Origin of the sequence: Bacillus mycoides, assembly GCF_000832605.1 — a bacterium.
Taxonomy (GTDB): Bacteria; Bacillota; Bacilli; order Bacillales; family Bacillaceae_G; genus Bacillus_A; species Bacillus_A mycoides.
Window position 1 is genome coordinate 3,060,235 of record NZ_CP009692.1, and the last position, 16,389, is coordinate 3,076,623.

Consider the following 16,389-nt stretch of genomic DNA (forward strand, 5'->3'; position numbering starts at 1 on the left):
CTGAAGTTAGGTGCTTTCTTTTTGGATACTGTCCGCTATCTGTTAGTTACTTGTTTCATAAGCGGTCTTATTTCTTTAACAGGTGGTTTTTTATCATAGGCATCAACGTAAGAAAAGTAATAATTTAAGTTTCTAAGAAGTCCCTTTCCTATTTTTGTGCTTAAGAAGGGGAATACTTGTCCAGTATAATCATCGAGAGATTTACAATAGTATTTTTCATCTAAGTATATGCTGTATTTACATGTTAGTTCTACTAATGAGTTACCTTCATCATCAAATACTTCTTTAGAATCAATAATGTCTATTAATGCGAATTTTTCATTCAGATAAACTTTCTTCTTTTTCTCGTGCTTATTTGTGAGAATAAATACGAGACCAATTGCGTTAATCAAACTATTTCCTCCTATAAAAAACGGATATTAATAAAATATATCGATATACGTTAAATGTAAAGAGGAGTAGTGAAATATCATTGATAGAAAACTAAATAAGCCGATTTGTTTTTTCAAATCGGCTTATTTTTATTGAAATACTTGCGGAAATTGTTTTACGATTGCGTCTGTTATCATGTCGGCCATTTCTAATGCTTCTTTTTCAATTTTATCGTATAGTTTTACACTGGCATCATAATCTTTATTTAGGAAGGCAAGTGCTTCCGCTTTCGTTAACGCTAAATGCTCATAAAACATTTTTCTAAATTCTTCTTTTTCTATATGTGGATTGATACTAGTTAGAAACTCAACAATTTCGTCTCCATTAGCGTACCATTTCTTTTCTATAGCGGCTGCTTCGTTTTGATCACCAGCTTTTGCGGCTTTAACAAGATCAGCAGCGATTGTTAAGTGGTCTTTAATTAATGCACTATATTTTTTTACTGCATTTTCTCCGTAGAATGGTTCAAGTGATAGCCCCATATGTGTTGCATTTTGTAGAAGACGTCCAACGGTAACGTTTACGTCGGGCAAGTTAAAGATGATGCCTATAATGGCTAATCGTGTCCAAGCAACGTGTTGTTCCCATAAAGAACGCATATATCCTTTTAGAAAGTTTTCGTTTTTACTAACTCGGTAATTTCGTACAAATGAATCGAAGTTTCCATTAGTGATATGATAAGGGGAGTAATACGATTGCCAATAAGTATACATAAATAGTTACACTCCTTTGAACATGTATATCTCACAATATGATAAACGTTATTTTTAAGTTACGTGTCCAAGAGATTTTTTGAGAGTTGGAAAAGGAGAAAGTTGAAGGGGAATAAAAAATACACTTATGATATATATGAATAAAAAGAATTTTAAAATAATAGAGGTCCTGCAAGGGAAATTGCAGGACCTCAAAAGGGTATTGCCGAGATGTCGGACTCGACTACGTAATATTAACATAAAATTCTTTCAAAAAAACCTGGTAAATGTGTCCAAATGAGAAGGGTGCTTTTTAATAAAGTTAAAGGGATCTGCTTCCCGCGGCAGATCCCTTTAACTAGATAATGTTGATGAGCAAAAACTCATCTAGAGTACTTTTATAGTAACAAATGAAATTCACTTTGTGTATTGAGAAAAAATGAATTGCTTGTATGAATGTAGCGGATTTATATTTTGCTTTTTGGAATTATAATCATTTGTGGAGAGCGGAATAGGGTTCTAAAATGGAGAAAAGACTTTTCAGCCAGGCTACGATACATTGCAATATGTAAGTATAAAAAAAGACCTGCTAATTTAAGCAGGTCAACATAAGGGGTTTATCTAACAGATTATTATATATGGTAACAACTGTATTGTAGTAAGTCTATAAGTTATATGTTGAGAAAATTTGTTTGAATGATATATATTTGGCACATGTATTAACGTTTAAAAAGTTGAGAAAGGAAATTCATAAGCTTGCTATAAGAAAATAAGGGCTGATACTTATAAAATGATTCATATTTCCACGCATCATTATTAGAGAATTGGAGTTGTTTATTTGATGCTTTAGGTTTGTTGGAATTATTGTAACGACTCTTCATAATTTAACCTCCTCAAATTCATATGTATACGATTAGTAGTATTCTAGGAAGGTAAATTAAATGAATATTTATTTTGAAATTCTTTCTTCTTGTGTACTAGATTTGTTTTTTTATGTTGGAAAACGTAGGAAGCAAATAGAACTCAAATACTTATAAAATTCAAAGTGGCGAGAATCAGTTTGATGATATAATGGGAATAGATGAAAGATAAAGAAAAGCAGGTGACTCTTTTTTGTTTACAAAAGCACAAGAACTTTTAGCGTCTTATTTCGGTTATTCGTCATTCCGAAGAGGACAAGATGAAACAATTAAAAATGTATTAGATGGGAAAGATACAGTCTGTATTATGCCTACGGGTGGTGGTAAGTCAATTTGTTATCAAATTCCCGCATTAGTATTCGAAGGAACGACATTAGTTATTTCACCTTTGATTTCACTTATGAAAGACCAAGTAGATACATTAGTACAAAACGGTATTTCAGCGACTTATATTAATAGTTCTATTTCTATTACAGAAGCAAATCAACGAATTCAATTAGCGAAACAAGGCCATTATAAGTTACTTTATGTGGCGCCTGAGCGTCTTGATTCAATGGAATTTGTTGATCAACTTATCGATATGAAAATCCCGATGATTGCAATTGATGAGGCGCACTGTATTTCGCAGTGGGGACATGATTTCCGTCCTAGTTATTTACATATACATCGCATATTAGATTATCTTCCAGAAAAGCCGCTCGTATTAGCGTTAACTGCTACGGCAACACCACAAGTTCGTGAAGATATTTGCAACACGCTTGGAATTAATCAAGAAAACACGATTATGACAACGTTTGAGCGCGAGAACTTATCATTCTCTGTCATTAAAGGACAGGATCGTAATGCTTATTTAGCGGATTATATTCGTCAAAATCAGAAGGAATCTGGGATTATATATGCAGCTACAAGAAAAGTTGTCGATCAGTTATATGAAGATTTAGGGAAAGCAGGAGTTTCTGTATCGAAATATCATGCTGGTATGAGCGACCACGATCGAAATGAACAGCAAGAACTCTTTTTACGAGATGAAATAAGTGTTATGGTGGCAACATCTGCATTTGGAATGGGTATAGATAAATCGAATATACGTTACGTTATCCATTATCAACTTCCAAAAAATATGGAAAGTTACTATCAAGAAGCAGGACGTGCTGGTCGTGATGGATTAGATAGTGAATGTATTTTGTTATATTCTTCTCAAGATGTGCAAGTACAACGCTTTTTAATCGATCAATCAACTGGAGAATCACGTTTTTCAAATGAGCTTGAAAAACTCCAAAATATGACCGATTACTGTCATACAGAACAATGTTTACAATCATTTATTTTGCAATACTTCGGAGAAGAGCCGAAGGAAGATTGTGGTCGCTGCGGTAATTGTACGGACGACCGTGAAAGTATCGATGTGACGAGAGAATCCCAAATGGTACTATCTTGTATGATTAGGACGAACCAACGATTCGGAAAGCAAATGATTGCACAAGTATTAACTGGATCTAAAAATAAGAAAGTCATTGAATTTAATTTTCATACTTTGCCAACGTACGGTCTTTTATCAAACCGTAGTGTAAAAGAAGTCAGTGAGTTTATTGAGTTTTTAATTTCAGATGAGTTAATTGCAGTTGAACATGGTACGTATCCAACATTAAAAGTAACGGAAAAAGGAAAAGAAGTATTACTTGGTAAAGAGAATGTTTTACGCAAAGAACGAGTAGAAACGAGACAAATTGTTCAAGACCATCCTTTATTTGAAGTGCTTCGTGAAGTGCGTAAAGAAATTGCACAAGGAGAAGGTGTACCACCGTTCGTTATTTTCTCTGACCAAACGTTAAAAGATATGTGTGCGAAAATGCCACAAAGTGACTCCGAACTCCTAACTGTAAAAGGAATCGGAGAACACAAACTTGTGAAGTACGGGTCTCACTTCTTACAAGCAGTTCAGCACTTTATTGAGGATAACCCAAACTATGCGGAAACAATTAAGACTGAAGTTGTTTCAGAGAGTAAAAAATCAGGAAAAGCGTCAGCGAATTCTCATTTAGAAACGTATGAAATGTATAAACAAGGCATTGATCTAGATGAAATTGCTAAAGAACGTAGCTTATCAAGACAAACAATTGAAAATCATTTAATTCGCTGCTTTGAAGATGGAATGGAAGTAGACTGGAACAGTTTTGTTCCTGCAGAATATGAATCACTGATTGAAACTGCCGTGCAAAATGCAGAGGGTGGTCTGAAATCGATTAAGGACCAACTTCCAAATGAAGTGAGTTACTTTATGATTCGTGCTTATTTACAAATTAGAAAGTAGAGACATATAAAGGGGATAGGGATTTATGCATCACGTTTTCGTGTATGGCACGTTAAGAAAAGAGCAAACGAATGCTCATTATATGCGAGGTGCAACATGCATCGTAGACGGAGCATGGACGTATGGCAAATTATTTGATACAAACGAGGGGTATCCTGCAATGATTTGTTCAAACGAGGAAAAAGTATACGGGGAAGTTTATGAAGTAAATAGTGATGTTTTGCAAAAATTAGATGAACTTGAAGAATATACAGGTAATGCAGAGAGTGATTTATATGACCGGATTACCCAAACTATTTATTTTGGGGATATAGAAACACATGCATATGTGTATGTTGCTCAAGATAGAGAAATGTTAAAGAAAGTTATTATTTCTGGTGATTGGGTGGAGTATCAAAAGGGAAAATAAAAAAAGCAATAGAATGATGTGAAAGCAGATAGTGGAATAATCCATTATCTGCTTTTTGAATTTATACTTTTAAAATTCTTATTATTTTGATGAAATGTAAATATAGGGAAATAATACGGGGGATTTTTCATGGGTATCAGAAATTTAGTTTCTCACCTGTAGTAGAAAAATCTATTGCGAGAGGAGAATAATAATGGACGAATTAAATGTGAAGGAATTTTACAAAAAACAATTTGAACTGTCGAATTATGATATAAACACAGAAAGCTGGATAGAGCAGGTTGCTAAAGAGGTGCAAGAACAAGTCGGATATCCATTTCAAACGATGTTAGAACTTGGTGCAGGAAATGGTGAATTTGCAAGGGCGATGTCTAAGTTAAATATAAAAATGACTACTGTTGAGCTTGTACAAGAGTTGGTTATGTTTGCCAAAGAACATTCTACTAATGACATTGCTATTCACTGTGCTGACTTTTATAAAATTAACTTTGAAGAAAAATTTGATGTGGTTAGTTATTTAGATGGATTTGGTGTAGGAACAAATGATGAGCAATTGTTTCTACTAAAACGGATTAAAGATTGGATGAAGGATGATGGATGTGCACTTATTGATATTTATCAATCTTTGTATTGGAAAAAGGTAAGTGGACAAGAGATGCTATTAAGTTCAGCTATGCGAAAATATGAATACGATAGTATAAATGAAAGAATGTTAGATCATTGGTGGGATCCTAATCAACCTAATGAGATTGTGACACAGTCTTTACGTTGTTATACAGTTGAAGAGATTAGTGATTTATGTGCTAAAGCAGGTTTAAGTATTGTAGGATTCTTCCCAGGGGGAGCATTTGATTTTGAACAATGGAAATATAAAGAACTGGCAAGTTTAAATGAATGTTTGTCATATAGAATTAAAGTAAAGAAGAGTAGAGATTTATCTCTACTCTTTTATATTTTAGAAAATTCTTACTTAAACTATTGACTTTATGAATGGATTTTTCATACAATTGTATCTCGACTGAAAAATTGGAACGGGCAGGAGGGAATCATCAAATGAGTAACATATTTGAAGAAGAATTACAGAAAATGAAAGATATTTTATGTACGATGGATGAGCAATTAGAGCAACTTGAAAAAATCCCAGTTTATTATGGAGAAGATTTTAAAGAGCAAATTCTTGAAAGTATGAGGGAGTCTAATAGACAAAGCTTACGTATTGGTGTACATGAGCCGTATTTTGGAAGATTAGACTTTCAGGAGGATGGCAAGGAAGAAGTTATGCCGATTTACATCGGTAAAGTAGGTGTTTCAGATAAAGATACGATGAAACCAATTGTAATTGATTGGCGTGCACCTGTCGCAAGTATGTTTTATTCATTTACCGGTGGTGATGAATTAGCATTTTATCATTCACCAGACGGATTAGTAGAAGGCGATGTTTATTTAAAGCGAAATATTTCGATTCGAAAGAGAGAATTAGAACGTGTTGTTGATACATATGTGAAAGGAAATGAAGATGTCTCGCATGCTGATGATTTTCTTCTATATCGATTAGGCGAGAATAAAGATAATAAATTGAAAGATATCGTTTCGACTATACAATCGGAACAAAATGATATTATTCGTGCGGAAAGAAACTTACCATTATTAATTCAAGGGGTTGCAGGGAGCGGAAAAACAACGATCGCTTTACATCGCCTTGCTTTTTTAATTTATGAATATCGTGAACAGCTTGAAGCGGAGAGAATGATCGTATTCGCTCCAAACAGTTTGTTTTTAGACTATATTTCGAGTGTACTTCCTGAGTTAGGGGTAGGAAATATTAGTCAAACAACGTTTCCAGATTGGGCATTACGTACGTTAGATGGTTCGGTGAAACTAAAGCAGACAGAAGAAAAATTGAAAGAAGCTTTTTCAATTAATCGCGATGAAAAAAAGGTTATGCTCGGAAAATTAAAAGGCACGCTGGAATTTAAGTCGTTTATTGAAGAAAGAATGATTCAATTTGAAAAAGAATTAGTACCGACAAAAGATTTTGAGGCATGGGATAAAGCAGTTATTCCAGTGGAAGACGTTAAAAAATGGATGCAAGTTGAATATAAACATTATCCATTAAAGAAAAGAAGAGAACGTTTAGTCGGCCGAATGAAGCGCTGGATTGAAATTGAACTTAAAAAGTTTGGAGAAACAAACGAGAAAAAGTTACTAAAAAAAGAAGCAACAAAGAGATTAAACACATATATGAATTTTTGGCCAAAAATGAGCCCACTTTCACTATATAGTTCGATGATGAAGAGTAAAGAAATACTCGAAGTATTACCTGAAGAACTTGTTCAAGAAACAGAAAAGAATTGCCGTAAAAAAGAAGTATATGTAGAAGATTTACCAGCTTTAATTTACATACACCATCGCATAAATGGAATTGAAATCGGACAGAAGTTTCATCACGTCGTTATTGATGAAGCACAAGATTTTTCACCATTCCAAGTGTATGTATTAAAAGAAATTACACTAGGTAATTCTTTCACCATATTAGGTGATTTATCTCAAGCGATTTATGATTATCAAGGAATTGAAGACTGGAATGCTTTTAAGGAAGTATTCCAAGAAGCAGGTTATTATGAACTGACGAGAAGTTATCGTTCTACAAAAGAAATTATTGAATTCGCGAATGAAATAATTAAAAATGCAGAGATTCCAGTAGGACTCGCAACACCAGTTTTCCGTAGCGGTGAAGACGTGAAAGTAATCCGGGCAGAGGACCAATTTACTGAAGTTTTAAAGACATTACAGCATTTGCAAAATGAAGATGTGAAAACAATCGCGGTAATTGGTAGAACAGATGATGAATGCCGTGATATATATGAGAAATTAACAAATGTAGGGTTGACAGTTAATGTCATTGAAGCAGATCAAAGCAAGTATGAAGGTGGTATTTCGGTAGTACCAGTATACTTGGCGAAAGGGTTAGAATTTGATGCCGTACTTCTAATCGACGTTGATGAAGAACATTACAAAAATACAAAACATGATGCGAAATTATTGTATGTCGGATGTACAAGGTCGCTTCATGATTTATGGATTTTCTATAGCGGGGAAGTATCACCTTTAATTAAGGGATTAAAATAAATAAAAAAGAGGATTTTCTAGTAGTTCATGAAAATCCTCTTTTTATAGTTAAAAGGTATATGAATTAACAATCTAAGCTGTTTTTTAAATAATAAAATATCATATTCTCAAATTCCTGAATCTGCTCTTTTTCCCATAGACGAACAGCATCTACCGGATTTTGTGTATTCTTTAACCAATCTAGAATTAAGTCTAGTTGCTCTTGTGTTTGCCATATTATTTGTTCTTTTATGTTCTCATCCCGAATTCTCTCAATTAATTGAATCATATAGGGAAGTTTTTCTTTACATTCGTTTAAATCTCCGCAATAACCTGATGGAAATTCATGCGTACCAAACTCTAAGCTACTTATATAGTAAGAAACAAGATGTATCATTGCCTCTTGTTCTGTATCGCCACCTAATTCAATGGTTTTTTGGAGAAGTTGTTCCAAATCCTCATCAGTATTTCCGGAACCCATATAAAGTCCCATCCATCTAAAAGGTCTTGAATCAGATGGATCCTTTTCTATCCATCGATATAGAATGTCTATTAGAAAACGATTTAGTGGGAAAGTTAACACTTCATTTTTTTCGTTTGATGTATCTAAAATAGTAAACAGCATAATAGCAAACTCTTGTTGTTCTTTGAGTTCCCATTTCTTTGCATTTGAAATAAATGTTTCTAAATGCTTAAAAGCTAATTTTCGTAGTCCTGCTTCGAGCTGCTGACAGTAAGAAATAAAATCATGCCAGTTCTCATTTGTATTCATATGTATAATAATGGCTTGTAGTGCAGTGTGATTTTTACTCATTAGTTATGTATCTCCATCCCGATAAAATGCTATTTTAATTGAATAACGTAAGCATATAGAAAAAATTCACTGGAGTTATATGATTTAATATGTGCGTTTAAGTATAAATCTTGGTGATGGAAGTGTTTCTTGTTCTGCTTCAAAATACGCAACTTGATTTGTAATTGAGTATAGAATAGAAGGCATTCCCATTCCAACAGCAGCCTCTAATGCGTCTAGCAAAGGGAGGGTTTTCCCTTCAATTTTTGTGTCCCATGATATGGCGTAGCAAGAATCATCGGCCCCATGTTTTTTTTACAGACGACCTATATCAATTGGACACGAATTAGGTTTAGGAATTTCAATCATATATTCTTCACGTAACGTAGTTCTGTAATTATGGCAAAGTCGACCTATCGCATCTTTACGTTTTTTAGTAGAAGAAAGCTCAAACATGATTCTATCTTGAAGTCGTTTAGTAAAAAATGATTTTACAATGATCTCTTCTAATTTTTTATCCATTATAAGTCTCCAATCTATTAATCATGTGTTGAAAATTTTAGTATTATTATATCATTACATATATTAAAAAAGGAGAGTAACTATTATTACAAAAGTAATAACAAAAAGAAATTGGGGAATCGCGAAAAACATTGGAGAGATTAATGAAGCTTCACTTAAAGAAGAGGGATTTATTCATTGTTCATTATTAGACCAAGCTTTAAAAGTTGCTCAAAAACATTTCAATCATGAAAAAGATGTTTTATTACTTACAATAGATCCATCTCTTGTAAAAGCAGAAATAAAATATGAACTTGCTTCAAACGGTCAAGAATACCCGCATGTATATGGAGTAATTAATGTTGAGGCGATTGTAGAGGTTGTCCCATTTTCTAAAGAAAAAGGAGAGTTTATATTACCAGAGGTACATAGTTAAAAGTATTAATGGTATTTAAGTTTGTTAGTAAGCTGCAAGAAAATAAGAAAAGCACAAATTATATAGTTTGTGCTTTTCTTATTTTCTGATTTTTATAAAAATATATTGTTTTTGTCACAACTATACTGTACGATACATAGTATAAAACACATACTGTATGACATATAGTAATGGAAATGAGGTGGGTGAATGGATACTTTATTAAATTCATTAATTACTGAGCTAAGGAGAGGGACATTGACATTAGCGGTTTTAAGTCAACTAAGAACGCCGCAATATGGATATTCGCTTGTCCAATTATTGGAGCAATCAGGAATCATGATAGATCAAAGTACTTTATATCCACTACTTCGCCGATTAGAAAAGCAGGATCTAGTGACGAGTAGTTGGGATAAAACGGAGAGTAGACCTCGTAAGTATTATATTTTAAGTGAATATGGATTAGAGATATTTTTACAATTGAAAAAGGAGTGGATAAAGGATTCGAAAGAACTTTATAACTTATTAAAGGAGGAGGACGAGAATGAATTTAATTGAGGTTTATATTCAGGAGGTTGCGAAGAGATTACCTGAAAAAAATCGTGAAGATATTACACTAGAACTTCGGTCAACTATAGAGGATATGTTACCTGATGAATACAATGAGGAAGATGTAAAGAGTGTCCTTGAAAAATTGGGGAGCCCAGTTTCATTGGCTAATGGGTATTTGGATAGACCGATGCATTTAATTGGACCACGCTATTTTGATGTATATACGACGTTATTAAAAATGATTATACCAATTGCAGCTGTTATCGCACTCATTGCGATGATTGCAGAAAATTTTATAGGCTATACTGGTGATCAAGCAGTATTAAATGTTATTTTACAATTGATAGGTAAAGGCATTGGGGAAATTGTCGAAGTAGGCCTCCATGTATTTTTCTGGTTGACACTTGTATTTGCTATTTTAGAAAGAACAGATAAAGACAAAGGTACCCAACCGTTGACGACAAGTTTAAAAAAATGGACTCCTGATGATTTGAAAAATATCTCGTATGTTCCAAAGAAAAAGTCAATCTCAAAGTTTGAAGTTTTTGGAGGTTTGATGTGGACAGCAGTGTGGGCTACACTTTACTTTTATGCGAATCATCTCGTTGGCGTATATGAAGGTACTGAAAATGGCCTGAAATTTGTAGTGCCAACGTTTAATCAAGATGTTTTACTTCAATACTGGCCAATCGTTGTGGTTATGATCGTTTTCGAAGTAGCTATATCTTTTTATAAGTTAGTACAGGGACAATGGACGACAAGATTGGCAATTGGAAATACAATTCTTCAAATAACCGGAACAATAGTATTCATTATAATTGTAGTAAATCCTCATTTATTTAACGAAGGATTCATTACGTATGTGGCAAATGTGTTTACGATTTCCCCAGAGGGATTTAAAACGTGGTTAGTTGGTGGTGGAATTATCATTTATACGTTGTCCGCTGCGATTAATATATTTGATGGTTTCCGAAAAGCTAGTATTCGTATGTGGAAATGAATCAGAAATTCCGATAATATGAAACCATTTAGAAGATAACCATTATGAAAGGAAGAAAACAATGATAAGGGAAGCAACAAAAAAAGATTTAGCATGTATTTTAGATATTTATAATGATGCGATAGTTTATACAACAGCTGTATATGCGTATAAACCTGTAACCCTTGAAAATAGAATAGATTGGTATGAACAAAAAAAGGCTGATGGCTATCCAATTTTCGTATACGAACTAGATAATAAAGTAGTAGGATTTGCGACATTCGGCCCATTTAGAGCGTGGCCTGCCTACAAATATTCAATTGAACATTCTGTGTATGTTGATAAGGAATATAGAAAAAATGGTATTGGGTCCTCTTTGATGGAAGAATTAATCACATTTGCAAAAGAAAGAGAATATATGACCTTAATTGCTGGAATTGATGCGGAAAATGAGAAAAGTATTGCCTTGCATCAAAATTATGGATTTGTTCATGCCGGAACAATACAAAAAGCTGGTTATAAGTTTAATAGATGGCTGGATTTAGCCTTTTATCAATTGGAGCTTAACGGGCCTGAGAATCCTATAGAAGAATAGAGATATTTATTACGGTACAAATAAATTTAAAAAGAAATTGTATATATTTCAAAAGATAGTATGAAGAAATCTCATGCTATCTTTTTATATTCACCAACATAATTAAACAAAAAAAGGTTTTTTACATTTTATATCGAATTTTCAGAGGTGATAAAACAATATAGAAATAGAGATGAATATATATGACAGGTGGATTGCCCACAGCTACAATAAATATTGGTATAATGGGAATGTTTAATGAACTCCCGTTTCTTTATGTAATTGGAGGAGAAGATTTACCCGAGCGAGTTCATAATATAGAGGTTGATGAAACTATTACAACAGCTTTGAAATACATATACAAAGAATATAGTGAAAGCATGCTAGGAGTGAGCGATTGAAACGAAACTTAAAGACTTCAACAATTATTATTCTAATTGTAACGATTATTGCTCTTGAAGTTGGAATTGCACTATACGATCACACTTTGTCATTAGATACAATTTACTTTGCAGCGATTCTTATTTGTATTGTATTGCTTTTTGGCACACGTGTTTCTGAAGAGAAAGAAAGTACATCGAAACAGAGACGAAGAAAAACGGCTCTTATATTTTGGCCATCTATTTTAATATTAATTACTAGTTTTGCAGTTATAAGTTATGTAAGAATAGGCTATGTCTCTGTACCTGGGATAATTGGTTTTTCATGCTTTGTTACATATGGTGGATTTGTGTTCATTAGTATTTTAAAGAGACGAAATAAAAATTAAATGTAACTTACTAAGTTGAAAGGAAGCAATGTATATGAAACATATAGAGAACGGTACACGCACTGAAGGAGAATACATTAAAAATAAAGTAATTCAATATAATATGTCCATCTTAACAGATGAAGTAAAACAGCCGATGGAACAAGTAAGCTTTGTAGTGAAAGATGAGGAAGGGAAAATCTTTGGCGGCGTTACAGGAACGATGTATTTTTATCATCTTCATATCGATTTTTTATGGGTTGATGAATCGGTTCGTCATGATGGTTATGGAAGTCAACTGATACATAAAATCGAAGACATTGCGAAGGAAAAAGGATGTAGACTCATATTACTAGATTCATTTAGTTTCCAAGCACCAGAATTTTATAAAAAGCACGGCTACCGAGAGTATGGTGTCGTTGAAGATCACCCGAAAGGGCATAGTCAGCACTTTTTAGAAAAGAGATTATAATAATGTTATGTAAACTGTTTGACAGGAGAAAGAAAATGTACACGTATAAATTACAACATGAACAACCAATCTGTGCAGAGAAAATAAAGAAGCTTTATGATTCAGTCGGCTGGTGGCCGGAAAGAAAAGAAATTGATATTGAAAAAATGTTAAAGAATAGTATAGCAATTGGAGTATGGGAAGAAAATGAATTAATTGGATTTGCTAGAGTCGTTTCAGATGGTGTTTTTCGAGCGTACATAGAAGATGTTGTCGTACATGAAAGTGTAAGAAATAAAGGTATTGGAGAGAATATGCTTACAATATTACTGGAAGAGATATCTCATATTGATATTGTTAGTCTATTTTGCGGAGAGAAACTAATAAAGTTTTATGGTGAACAGCAATTTAAAGCGACGAAGCAAATTGTGATGCATCGTAATCAAATAGTGGAAGAATAAGAGGTGCCAGAAGAATGAATGCAACGAGAGAGTATTGTTTATCGAAAAGAAAAGCGACAGAAGATTCTCCGGATGGCTGGAGTGCAACATGTATGAGGCTCAATAATAAAATATTTGCGATAGTGAACCATGAAGAAGGTGAAAAAGCTGCAATTACATTAAAATGTGATCCAGAACTCGCATTAAGAATAAGAGAAGATTACCCAGAAACAATAATTCCTGGATATCATATGAACAAAAAGCATTGGAATACAGTGTACATACATAAAGATGTAGGACAAGAACAAATTAATAAGATGATAGATTGGTCGTATGAGTTAGTACTGCAATCATTTTCAAAGAAAAAGCAGCAAGAGTTATTGGATTAATATGTATTAGGAGTGGATGTAATGAAAGACTCAATCAAAGATACGTATGATAAATTAGCGAGTACATATAAAGAAAATCTAGATTTGGCAAATCCATATAACAGTTATTATGAAAGACCAGCGATGATGGAGATTATTCCAAAGAAACTAGAAGGGAAGAGAATACTAGATGCTGGATGTGCAGCTGGATGGTATACTTCTCAATTCGTAGGAAGAGGAGCAAACGTTACAGCAATTGATGTAAGTTCTGAAATGGTAAAAGCCGCAAAGGAAAGTACAGGTGATAAAGCAACATTTCTTTGTCATGACCTTCAAGAAACATTACCATTTGAAGATAATTCTTTTGATATGATTGTAAGTTCGCTTACTCTTCATTACTTGCAAAATTGGAGTAATGTATTTCAAGAGTTTCATCGCGTCCTTAAACCAGGTGGTTTATTTGTGTATTCCGTTCATCACCCATTTATGGATTTTACAAAGTTTCCGTGTGAAGATTATTTTAAAACGCAATTGTTAGTAGATACTTGGCGGAAACCTAATATTACAATTGAAGTAAGTTTCTTTAGAAGGTCACTTCAAGATATTATAAATGAAACAACGAGTAATTTTGTATTAGAAGAGTTAGTCGAGCCGAAACCGATTGAAAAGATGAAGGAAGTAGATGAAAAATCATATTATTATTTAAACACTAACCCGCATTTCCTTATTATAAAAGCGAAGAATACAAAGTGAAACCGTATATAAATAGCTAGTAAAATGATTATATTTTACTAGCTATTTGCAGTTTTACATTATATATTAGGAGATTTTGAAATGAATACGAAACGAAATAGATTACTATATGCAATGTTTACTATAGTTGTTATTATTTTAGGCCTTAGTTCAAGAAAGTTTGCTTTTGCGTTACCTGATTTATTAAATGATTACTTAGGTGATGCTTTATGGGCGTTAATGATTTTCGTTGGATTCGGATTTTTGTTTCCTAAAATAGAAACGAGGAAATTAGCTTTTATTAGTTTGATATTTTGCTACGGGATTGAAATTAGTCAATTGTACCATGCGGAATGGATAGATAGCATTCGAGCAACGACTTTAGGTGGACTCGTATTAGGTTACGGATTTTTATGGAGTGATCTAGTTGCTTATACAATTGGTGTTGGGATTGGAATGTTTTGTGAGTTTATGCTACGGAAGAAATAAGTGACTTTAAAAAGGGGGATTTGTACATGAAGGATATATTAGAAATTGCAAAGTTTTGGTTTCAAGATAAAGGTGTCACAGCTACTGAAATTCAACCAAACGTAACGAAGATTCATTGTAATAATAAGGCGTATATTTTAAAGGGAAAGGGATCGATAAAACAGTTTCTAGTTGAACTAAATGTATTAGAACAGCTTGATGAAAAAGGAGTTAAAGTACAAAAATTAGTAAAAACGAGAAATGATGAAAGGTACGTATTGTATAAAGAGAAGAATTATTGTTTGTACGAATATGTTGCCGGAAGTGTACTAGAAATCAAAGATACAGAAAAGCTAAAAGTGCTAGGAAGCACAATTGGAGAGGAAATGGCTAATTTACATCACGAACTAAATTCAGTGAATAGTGCTAACGAGTTAATAAAAAGAGAGTTATATAAAGTGGTATACGAATGGGCTTTACCGAATTTAGTAAAGAATGAGCATGTTCATCAGGATGTAATTCAAAAAATGGATCAAATACATACAGCTTTCAAGGAAACGGTTCACTCATTACCGAAACAAATTATTCATCGCGATATGCACTTATCAAATGTAATCTTTAGAGAAAGTGATTTTCAAGGGTTTATCGATTTTGAGCTTCTAGAAGAAAACGTTAGAGTATTCGATTTATGCTATTGCTGTACAAGTATTTTAAGTGAGATATTTAGTGATGAAACATTAAGAGGGAAATGGTTACAAATTGTAAGTGAAATTTTTAAAGGATATTATAAGCAAAACATTTTAACGAGAGCAGAACTACAATCAATTTGGTATGTAATGCTTTCAATTCAAATTATATTTATTACTTATTTTGTTCAGTTAAAAGATTTACTAAAGTTAAATGAAGAGATGTTTTTATGGATTTTTGCTAATAAGGAAGATATTGAAGAATCTATAGAAAGAAGCGTACTCATATGAAAAAAATTATATTAATAGGTTCTGGTGGTTCAGGAAAATCTACATTAGCAAAACAGTTAGGGAATAAATTAAATATTAAGGTGCATCATCTTGATGCACTATTTTGGAAACCAAATTGGGAGGGTGTACCGAAAGAGGAGCAAAGAACGGTTCAAAATGAATTAGTTAAAGGGGAAAAGTGGATTATTGATGGGAATTATGGCGGGACAATGGACATAAGAATTAACGCAGCTGATACAATTATCTTTCTTGATATTCATAGAACAATTTGTGTTTATCGTGCTTTTAAAAGAATTGTGCAATATCGGAATAAAACAAGACCGGATATGGGGGCTGGATGTGAAGAAAGATTTGACTTGCAATTTTTCAAATGGATATGGGAATATCCTAAAACGAAACGACCTTCAATTTTAAAGAGGCTAAATCAATTGAGTAAGGATAAAGATGTTATTATTTTAAAATCTTCAAATGAAGTAAGACTATTTTTAGAGAAGCACGATACCATAAATAGTTAGATTA

At 33.1% G+C, this 16,389-nt stretch carries 21 protein-coding genes and 1 pseudogene; 17 read left to right on the forward strand and 5 right to left on the reverse strand.

Annotation, left to right across the window (positions count from 1 at the left end; translation table 11 throughout):
• Nucleotides 1-35: 35 nt before the first annotated feature.
• Both BG05_RS17695 and BG05_RS17700 read right to left on the reverse strand, forming a co-directional pair.
• Nucleotides 36-392: a hypothetical protein gene (locus BG05_RS17695; protein ID WP_002012999.1), complete on the reverse strand. Its 357-nt coding sequence runs from the start codon at nt 390-392 to the stop codon at nt 36-38.
• Nucleotides 393-521: 129 nt separating this feature from the next.
• Nucleotides 522-1,145, reverse strand: a complete 624-nt coding sequence (locus BG05_RS17700) for a hypothetical protein (protein ID WP_002127750.1) — start codon at nt 1,143-1,145, stop codon at nt 522-524.
• A gap of 1,092 nt (nt 1,146-2,237) precedes the next feature.
• Here BG05_RS17700 and recQ point away from each other — a divergent pair.
• From recQ to BG05_RS17720, 4 genes are all read left to right on the forward strand, one after another.
• Nucleotides 2,238-4,355, forward strand: a complete 2,118-nt coding sequence (gene recQ / locus BG05_RS17705) for a DNA helicase RecQ (RefSeq protein WP_002013002.1) — start codon at nt 2,238-2,240, stop codon at nt 4,353-4,355.
• A 25-nt stretch (nt 4,356-4,380) separates the two neighbouring features.
• The gene (locus tag BG05_RS17710) at nt 4,381-4,764 is read left to right on the forward strand and encodes a gamma-glutamylcyclotransferase family protein (RefSeq protein WP_003189801.1); all 384 of its coding nucleotides are present in this window, start codon (nt 4,381-4,383) and stop codon (nt 4,762-4,764) included.
• Between the two features lie 193 nt (nt 4,765-4,957).
• Nucleotides 4,958-5,746, forward strand: coding sequence for a class I SAM-dependent methyltransferase (locus BG05_RS17715; RefSeq protein WP_003189802.1), 789 nt, complete (start codon nt 4,958-4,960; stop codon nt 5,744-5,746).
• Nucleotides 5,747-5,817: 71 nt separating this feature from the next.
• The gene (locus tag BG05_RS17720; protein WP_033734042.1) at nt 5,818-7,893 is read left to right on the forward strand and encodes a HelD family protein; all 2,076 of its coding nucleotides are present in this window, start codon (nt 5,818-5,820) and stop codon (nt 7,891-7,893) included.
• Between the two features lie 64 nt (nt 7,894-7,957).
• Here BG05_RS17720 and BG05_RS17725 read toward each other — a convergent pair whose 3' ends face one another.
• From BG05_RS17725 to BG05_RS28800, 3 genes are all read right to left on the reverse strand, one after another.
• Complete coding sequence (locus tag BG05_RS17725; RefSeq protein WP_003189806.1) at nt 7,958-8,686, reverse strand: hypothetical protein; 729 nt, start codon at nt 8,684-8,686, stop codon at nt 7,958-7,960.
• Nucleotides 8,687-8,770: 84 nt separating this feature from the next.
• Nucleotides 8,771-8,908, reverse strand: a complete 138-nt coding sequence (locus BG05_RS30865) for a hypothetical protein (protein WP_000882914.1) — start codon at nt 8,906-8,908, stop codon at nt 8,771-8,773.
• Nucleotides 8,909-8,980: 72 nt separating this feature from the next.
• Nucleotides 8,981-9,187 carry a hypothetical protein gene (locus BG05_RS28800; protein WP_003189808.1) on the reverse strand — a complete coding sequence of 69 codons (207 nt, stop codon included), beginning with the start codon at nt 9,185-9,187 and terminating at the stop codon, nt 8,981-8,983.
• Between the two features lie 82 nt (nt 9,188-9,269).
• Between BG05_RS28800 and BG05_RS29785 the strand changes: the two genes are divergently transcribed.
• From BG05_RS29785 to BG05_RS17795, 13 genes and pseudogenes are all read left to right on the forward strand, one after another.
• Nucleotides 9,270-9,602: a DUF952 domain-containing protein gene (locus BG05_RS29785; RefSeq protein ID WP_016095585.1), complete on the forward strand. Its 333-nt coding sequence runs from the start codon at nt 9,270-9,272 to the stop codon at nt 9,600-9,602.
• Between the two features lie 189 nt (nt 9,603-9,791).
• Nucleotides 9,792-10,139 carry a PadR family transcriptional regulator gene (locus BG05_RS17740; protein ID WP_003189810.1) on the forward strand — a complete coding sequence of 116 codons (348 nt, stop codon included), beginning with the start codon at nt 9,792-9,794 and terminating at the stop codon, nt 10,137-10,139.
• Entirely contained in the window at nt 10,126-11,133 is a 1,008-nt protein-coding gene (locus BG05_RS17745; RefSeq protein ID WP_033734045.1) for an HAAS signaling domain-containing protein, read from the forward strand. The genes BG05_RS17740 and BG05_RS17745 overlap by 14 nt, the downstream gene beginning before the upstream one ends.
• Nucleotides 11,134-11,194: 61 nt before the next feature.
• Nucleotides 11,195-11,707, forward strand: coding sequence for a GNAT family N-acetyltransferase (locus BG05_RS17750; protein ID WP_002147366.1), 513 nt, complete (start codon nt 11,195-11,197; stop codon nt 11,705-11,707).
• A gap of 179 nt (nt 11,708-11,886) precedes the next feature.
• Nucleotides 11,887-12,087, forward strand: a pseudogene (locus tag BG05_RS17755) (serine hydrolase); the annotation flags it as partial.
• A complete protein-coding gene (locus tag BG05_RS17760; protein ID WP_033734048.1) occupies nt 12,084-12,455 on the forward strand; it encodes a hypothetical protein in 372 nt (123 codons plus the stop codon). The pseudogene BG05_RS17755 and the gene BG05_RS17760, both read left to right, overlap by 4 nt.
• Nucleotides 12,456-12,489: 34 nt before the next feature.
• The gene (locus BG05_RS17765) at nt 12,490-12,906 is read left to right on the forward strand and encodes a GNAT family N-acetyltransferase (RefSeq protein ID WP_033734050.1); all 417 of its coding nucleotides are present in this window, start codon (nt 12,490-12,492) and stop codon (nt 12,904-12,906) included.
• Nucleotides 12,907-12,941: 35 nt separating this feature from the next.
• Nucleotides 12,942-13,346: a GNAT family N-acetyltransferase gene (locus BG05_RS17770; protein WP_003189822.1), complete on the forward strand. Its 405-nt coding sequence runs from the start codon at nt 12,942-12,944 to the stop codon at nt 13,344-13,346.
• Between the two features lie 14 nt (nt 13,347-13,360).
• Nucleotides 13,361-13,714, forward strand: a complete 354-nt coding sequence (locus BG05_RS17775) for an MmcQ/YjbR family DNA-binding protein (RefSeq protein WP_003189824.1) — start codon at nt 13,361-13,363, stop codon at nt 13,712-13,714.
• A gap of 21 nt (nt 13,715-13,735) precedes the next feature.
• Entirely contained in the window at nt 13,736-14,446 is a 711-nt protein-coding gene (locus BG05_RS17780; RefSeq protein WP_033734052.1) for a class I SAM-dependent methyltransferase, read from the forward strand.
• Nucleotides 14,447-14,527: 81 nt separating this feature from the next.
• On the forward strand, nt 14,528-14,914 hold the full coding sequence (locus BG05_RS17785) for a ribosomal maturation YjgA family protein (RefSeq protein WP_003189827.1): 387 nt from the start codon (nt 14,528-14,530) through the stop codon (nt 14,912-14,914).
• Nucleotides 14,915-14,940: 26 nt separating this feature from the next.
• On the forward strand, nt 14,941-15,870 hold the full coding sequence (locus BG05_RS17790) for a phosphotransferase enzyme family protein (protein ID WP_003189829.1): 930 nt from the start codon (nt 14,941-14,943) through the stop codon (nt 15,868-15,870).
• Complete coding sequence (locus tag BG05_RS17795; protein WP_033734054.1) at nt 15,867-16,385, forward strand: DNA topology modulation protein; 519 nt, start codon at nt 15,867-15,869, stop codon at nt 16,383-16,385. Before BG05_RS17790 ends, BG05_RS17795 begins: the two co-directional genes overlap by 4 nt.
• Nucleotides 16,386-16,389: the final 4 nt, after the last annotated feature.

What these genes read in the sequence shown, in the direction of transcription:
- BG05_RS17700 (WP_002127750.1), bottom strand. Translation starts at nt 1,145, where the DNA reads ATGTATACTTATTGGCAATCGTATTACTCCCCTTATCATATCACTAAT.
- BG05_RS17710 (WP_003189801.1), top strand. Translation starts at nt 4,381, where the DNA reads ATGCATCACGTTTTCGTGTATGGCACGTTAAGAAAAGAGCAAACGAAT.
- BG05_RS17715 (WP_003189802.1), top strand. Translation starts at nt 4,958, where the DNA reads ATGGACGAATTAAATGTGAAGGAATTTTACAAAAAACAATTTGAACTG.
- BG05_RS17720 (WP_033734042.1), top strand. Translation starts at nt 5,818, where the DNA reads ATGAGTAACATATTTGAAGAAGAATTACAGAAAATGAAAGATATTTTA.
- BG05_RS17725 (WP_003189806.1), bottom strand. Translation starts at nt 8,686, where the DNA reads ATGAGTAAAAATCACACTGCACTACAAGCCATTATTATACATATGAAT.
- BG05_RS28800 (WP_003189808.1), bottom strand. Translation starts at nt 9,187, where the DNA reads ATGGATAAAAAATTAGAAGAGATCATTGTAAAATCATTTTTTACTAAA.
- BG05_RS17740 (WP_003189810.1), top strand. Translation starts at nt 9,792, where the DNA reads ATGGATACTTTATTAAATTCATTAATTACTGAGCTAAGGAGAGGGACA.
- BG05_RS17745 (WP_033734045.1), top strand. Translation starts at nt 10,126, where the DNA reads ATGAATTTAATTGAGGTTTATATTCAGGAGGTTGCGAAGAGATTACCT.
- BG05_RS17750 (WP_002147366.1), top strand. Translation starts at nt 11,195, where the DNA reads ATGATAAGGGAAGCAACAAAAAAAGATTTAGCATGTATTTTAGATATT.
- BG05_RS17765 (WP_033734050.1), top strand. Translation starts at nt 12,490, where the DNA reads ATGAAACATATAGAGAACGGTACACGCACTGAAGGAGAATACATTAAA.
- BG05_RS17770 (WP_003189822.1), top strand. Translation starts at nt 12,942, where the DNA reads ATGTACACGTATAAATTACAACATGAACAACCAATCTGTGCAGAGAAA.
- BG05_RS17775 (WP_003189824.1), top strand. Translation starts at nt 13,361, where the DNA reads ATGAATGCAACGAGAGAGTATTGTTTATCGAAAAGAAAAGCGACAGAA.
- BG05_RS17780 (WP_033734052.1), top strand. Translation starts at nt 13,736, where the DNA reads ATGAAAGACTCAATCAAAGATACGTATGATAAATTAGCGAGTACATAT.
- BG05_RS17785 (WP_003189827.1), top strand. Translation starts at nt 14,528, where the DNA reads ATGAATACGAAACGAAATAGATTACTATATGCAATGTTTACTATAGTT.
- BG05_RS17790 (WP_003189829.1), top strand. Translation starts at nt 14,941, where the DNA reads ATGAAGGATATATTAGAAATTGCAAAGTTTTGGTTTCAAGATAAAGGT.
- BG05_RS17795 (WP_033734054.1), top strand. Translation starts at nt 15,867, where the DNA reads ATGAAAAAAATTATATTAATAGGTTCTGGTGGTTCAGGAAAATCTACA.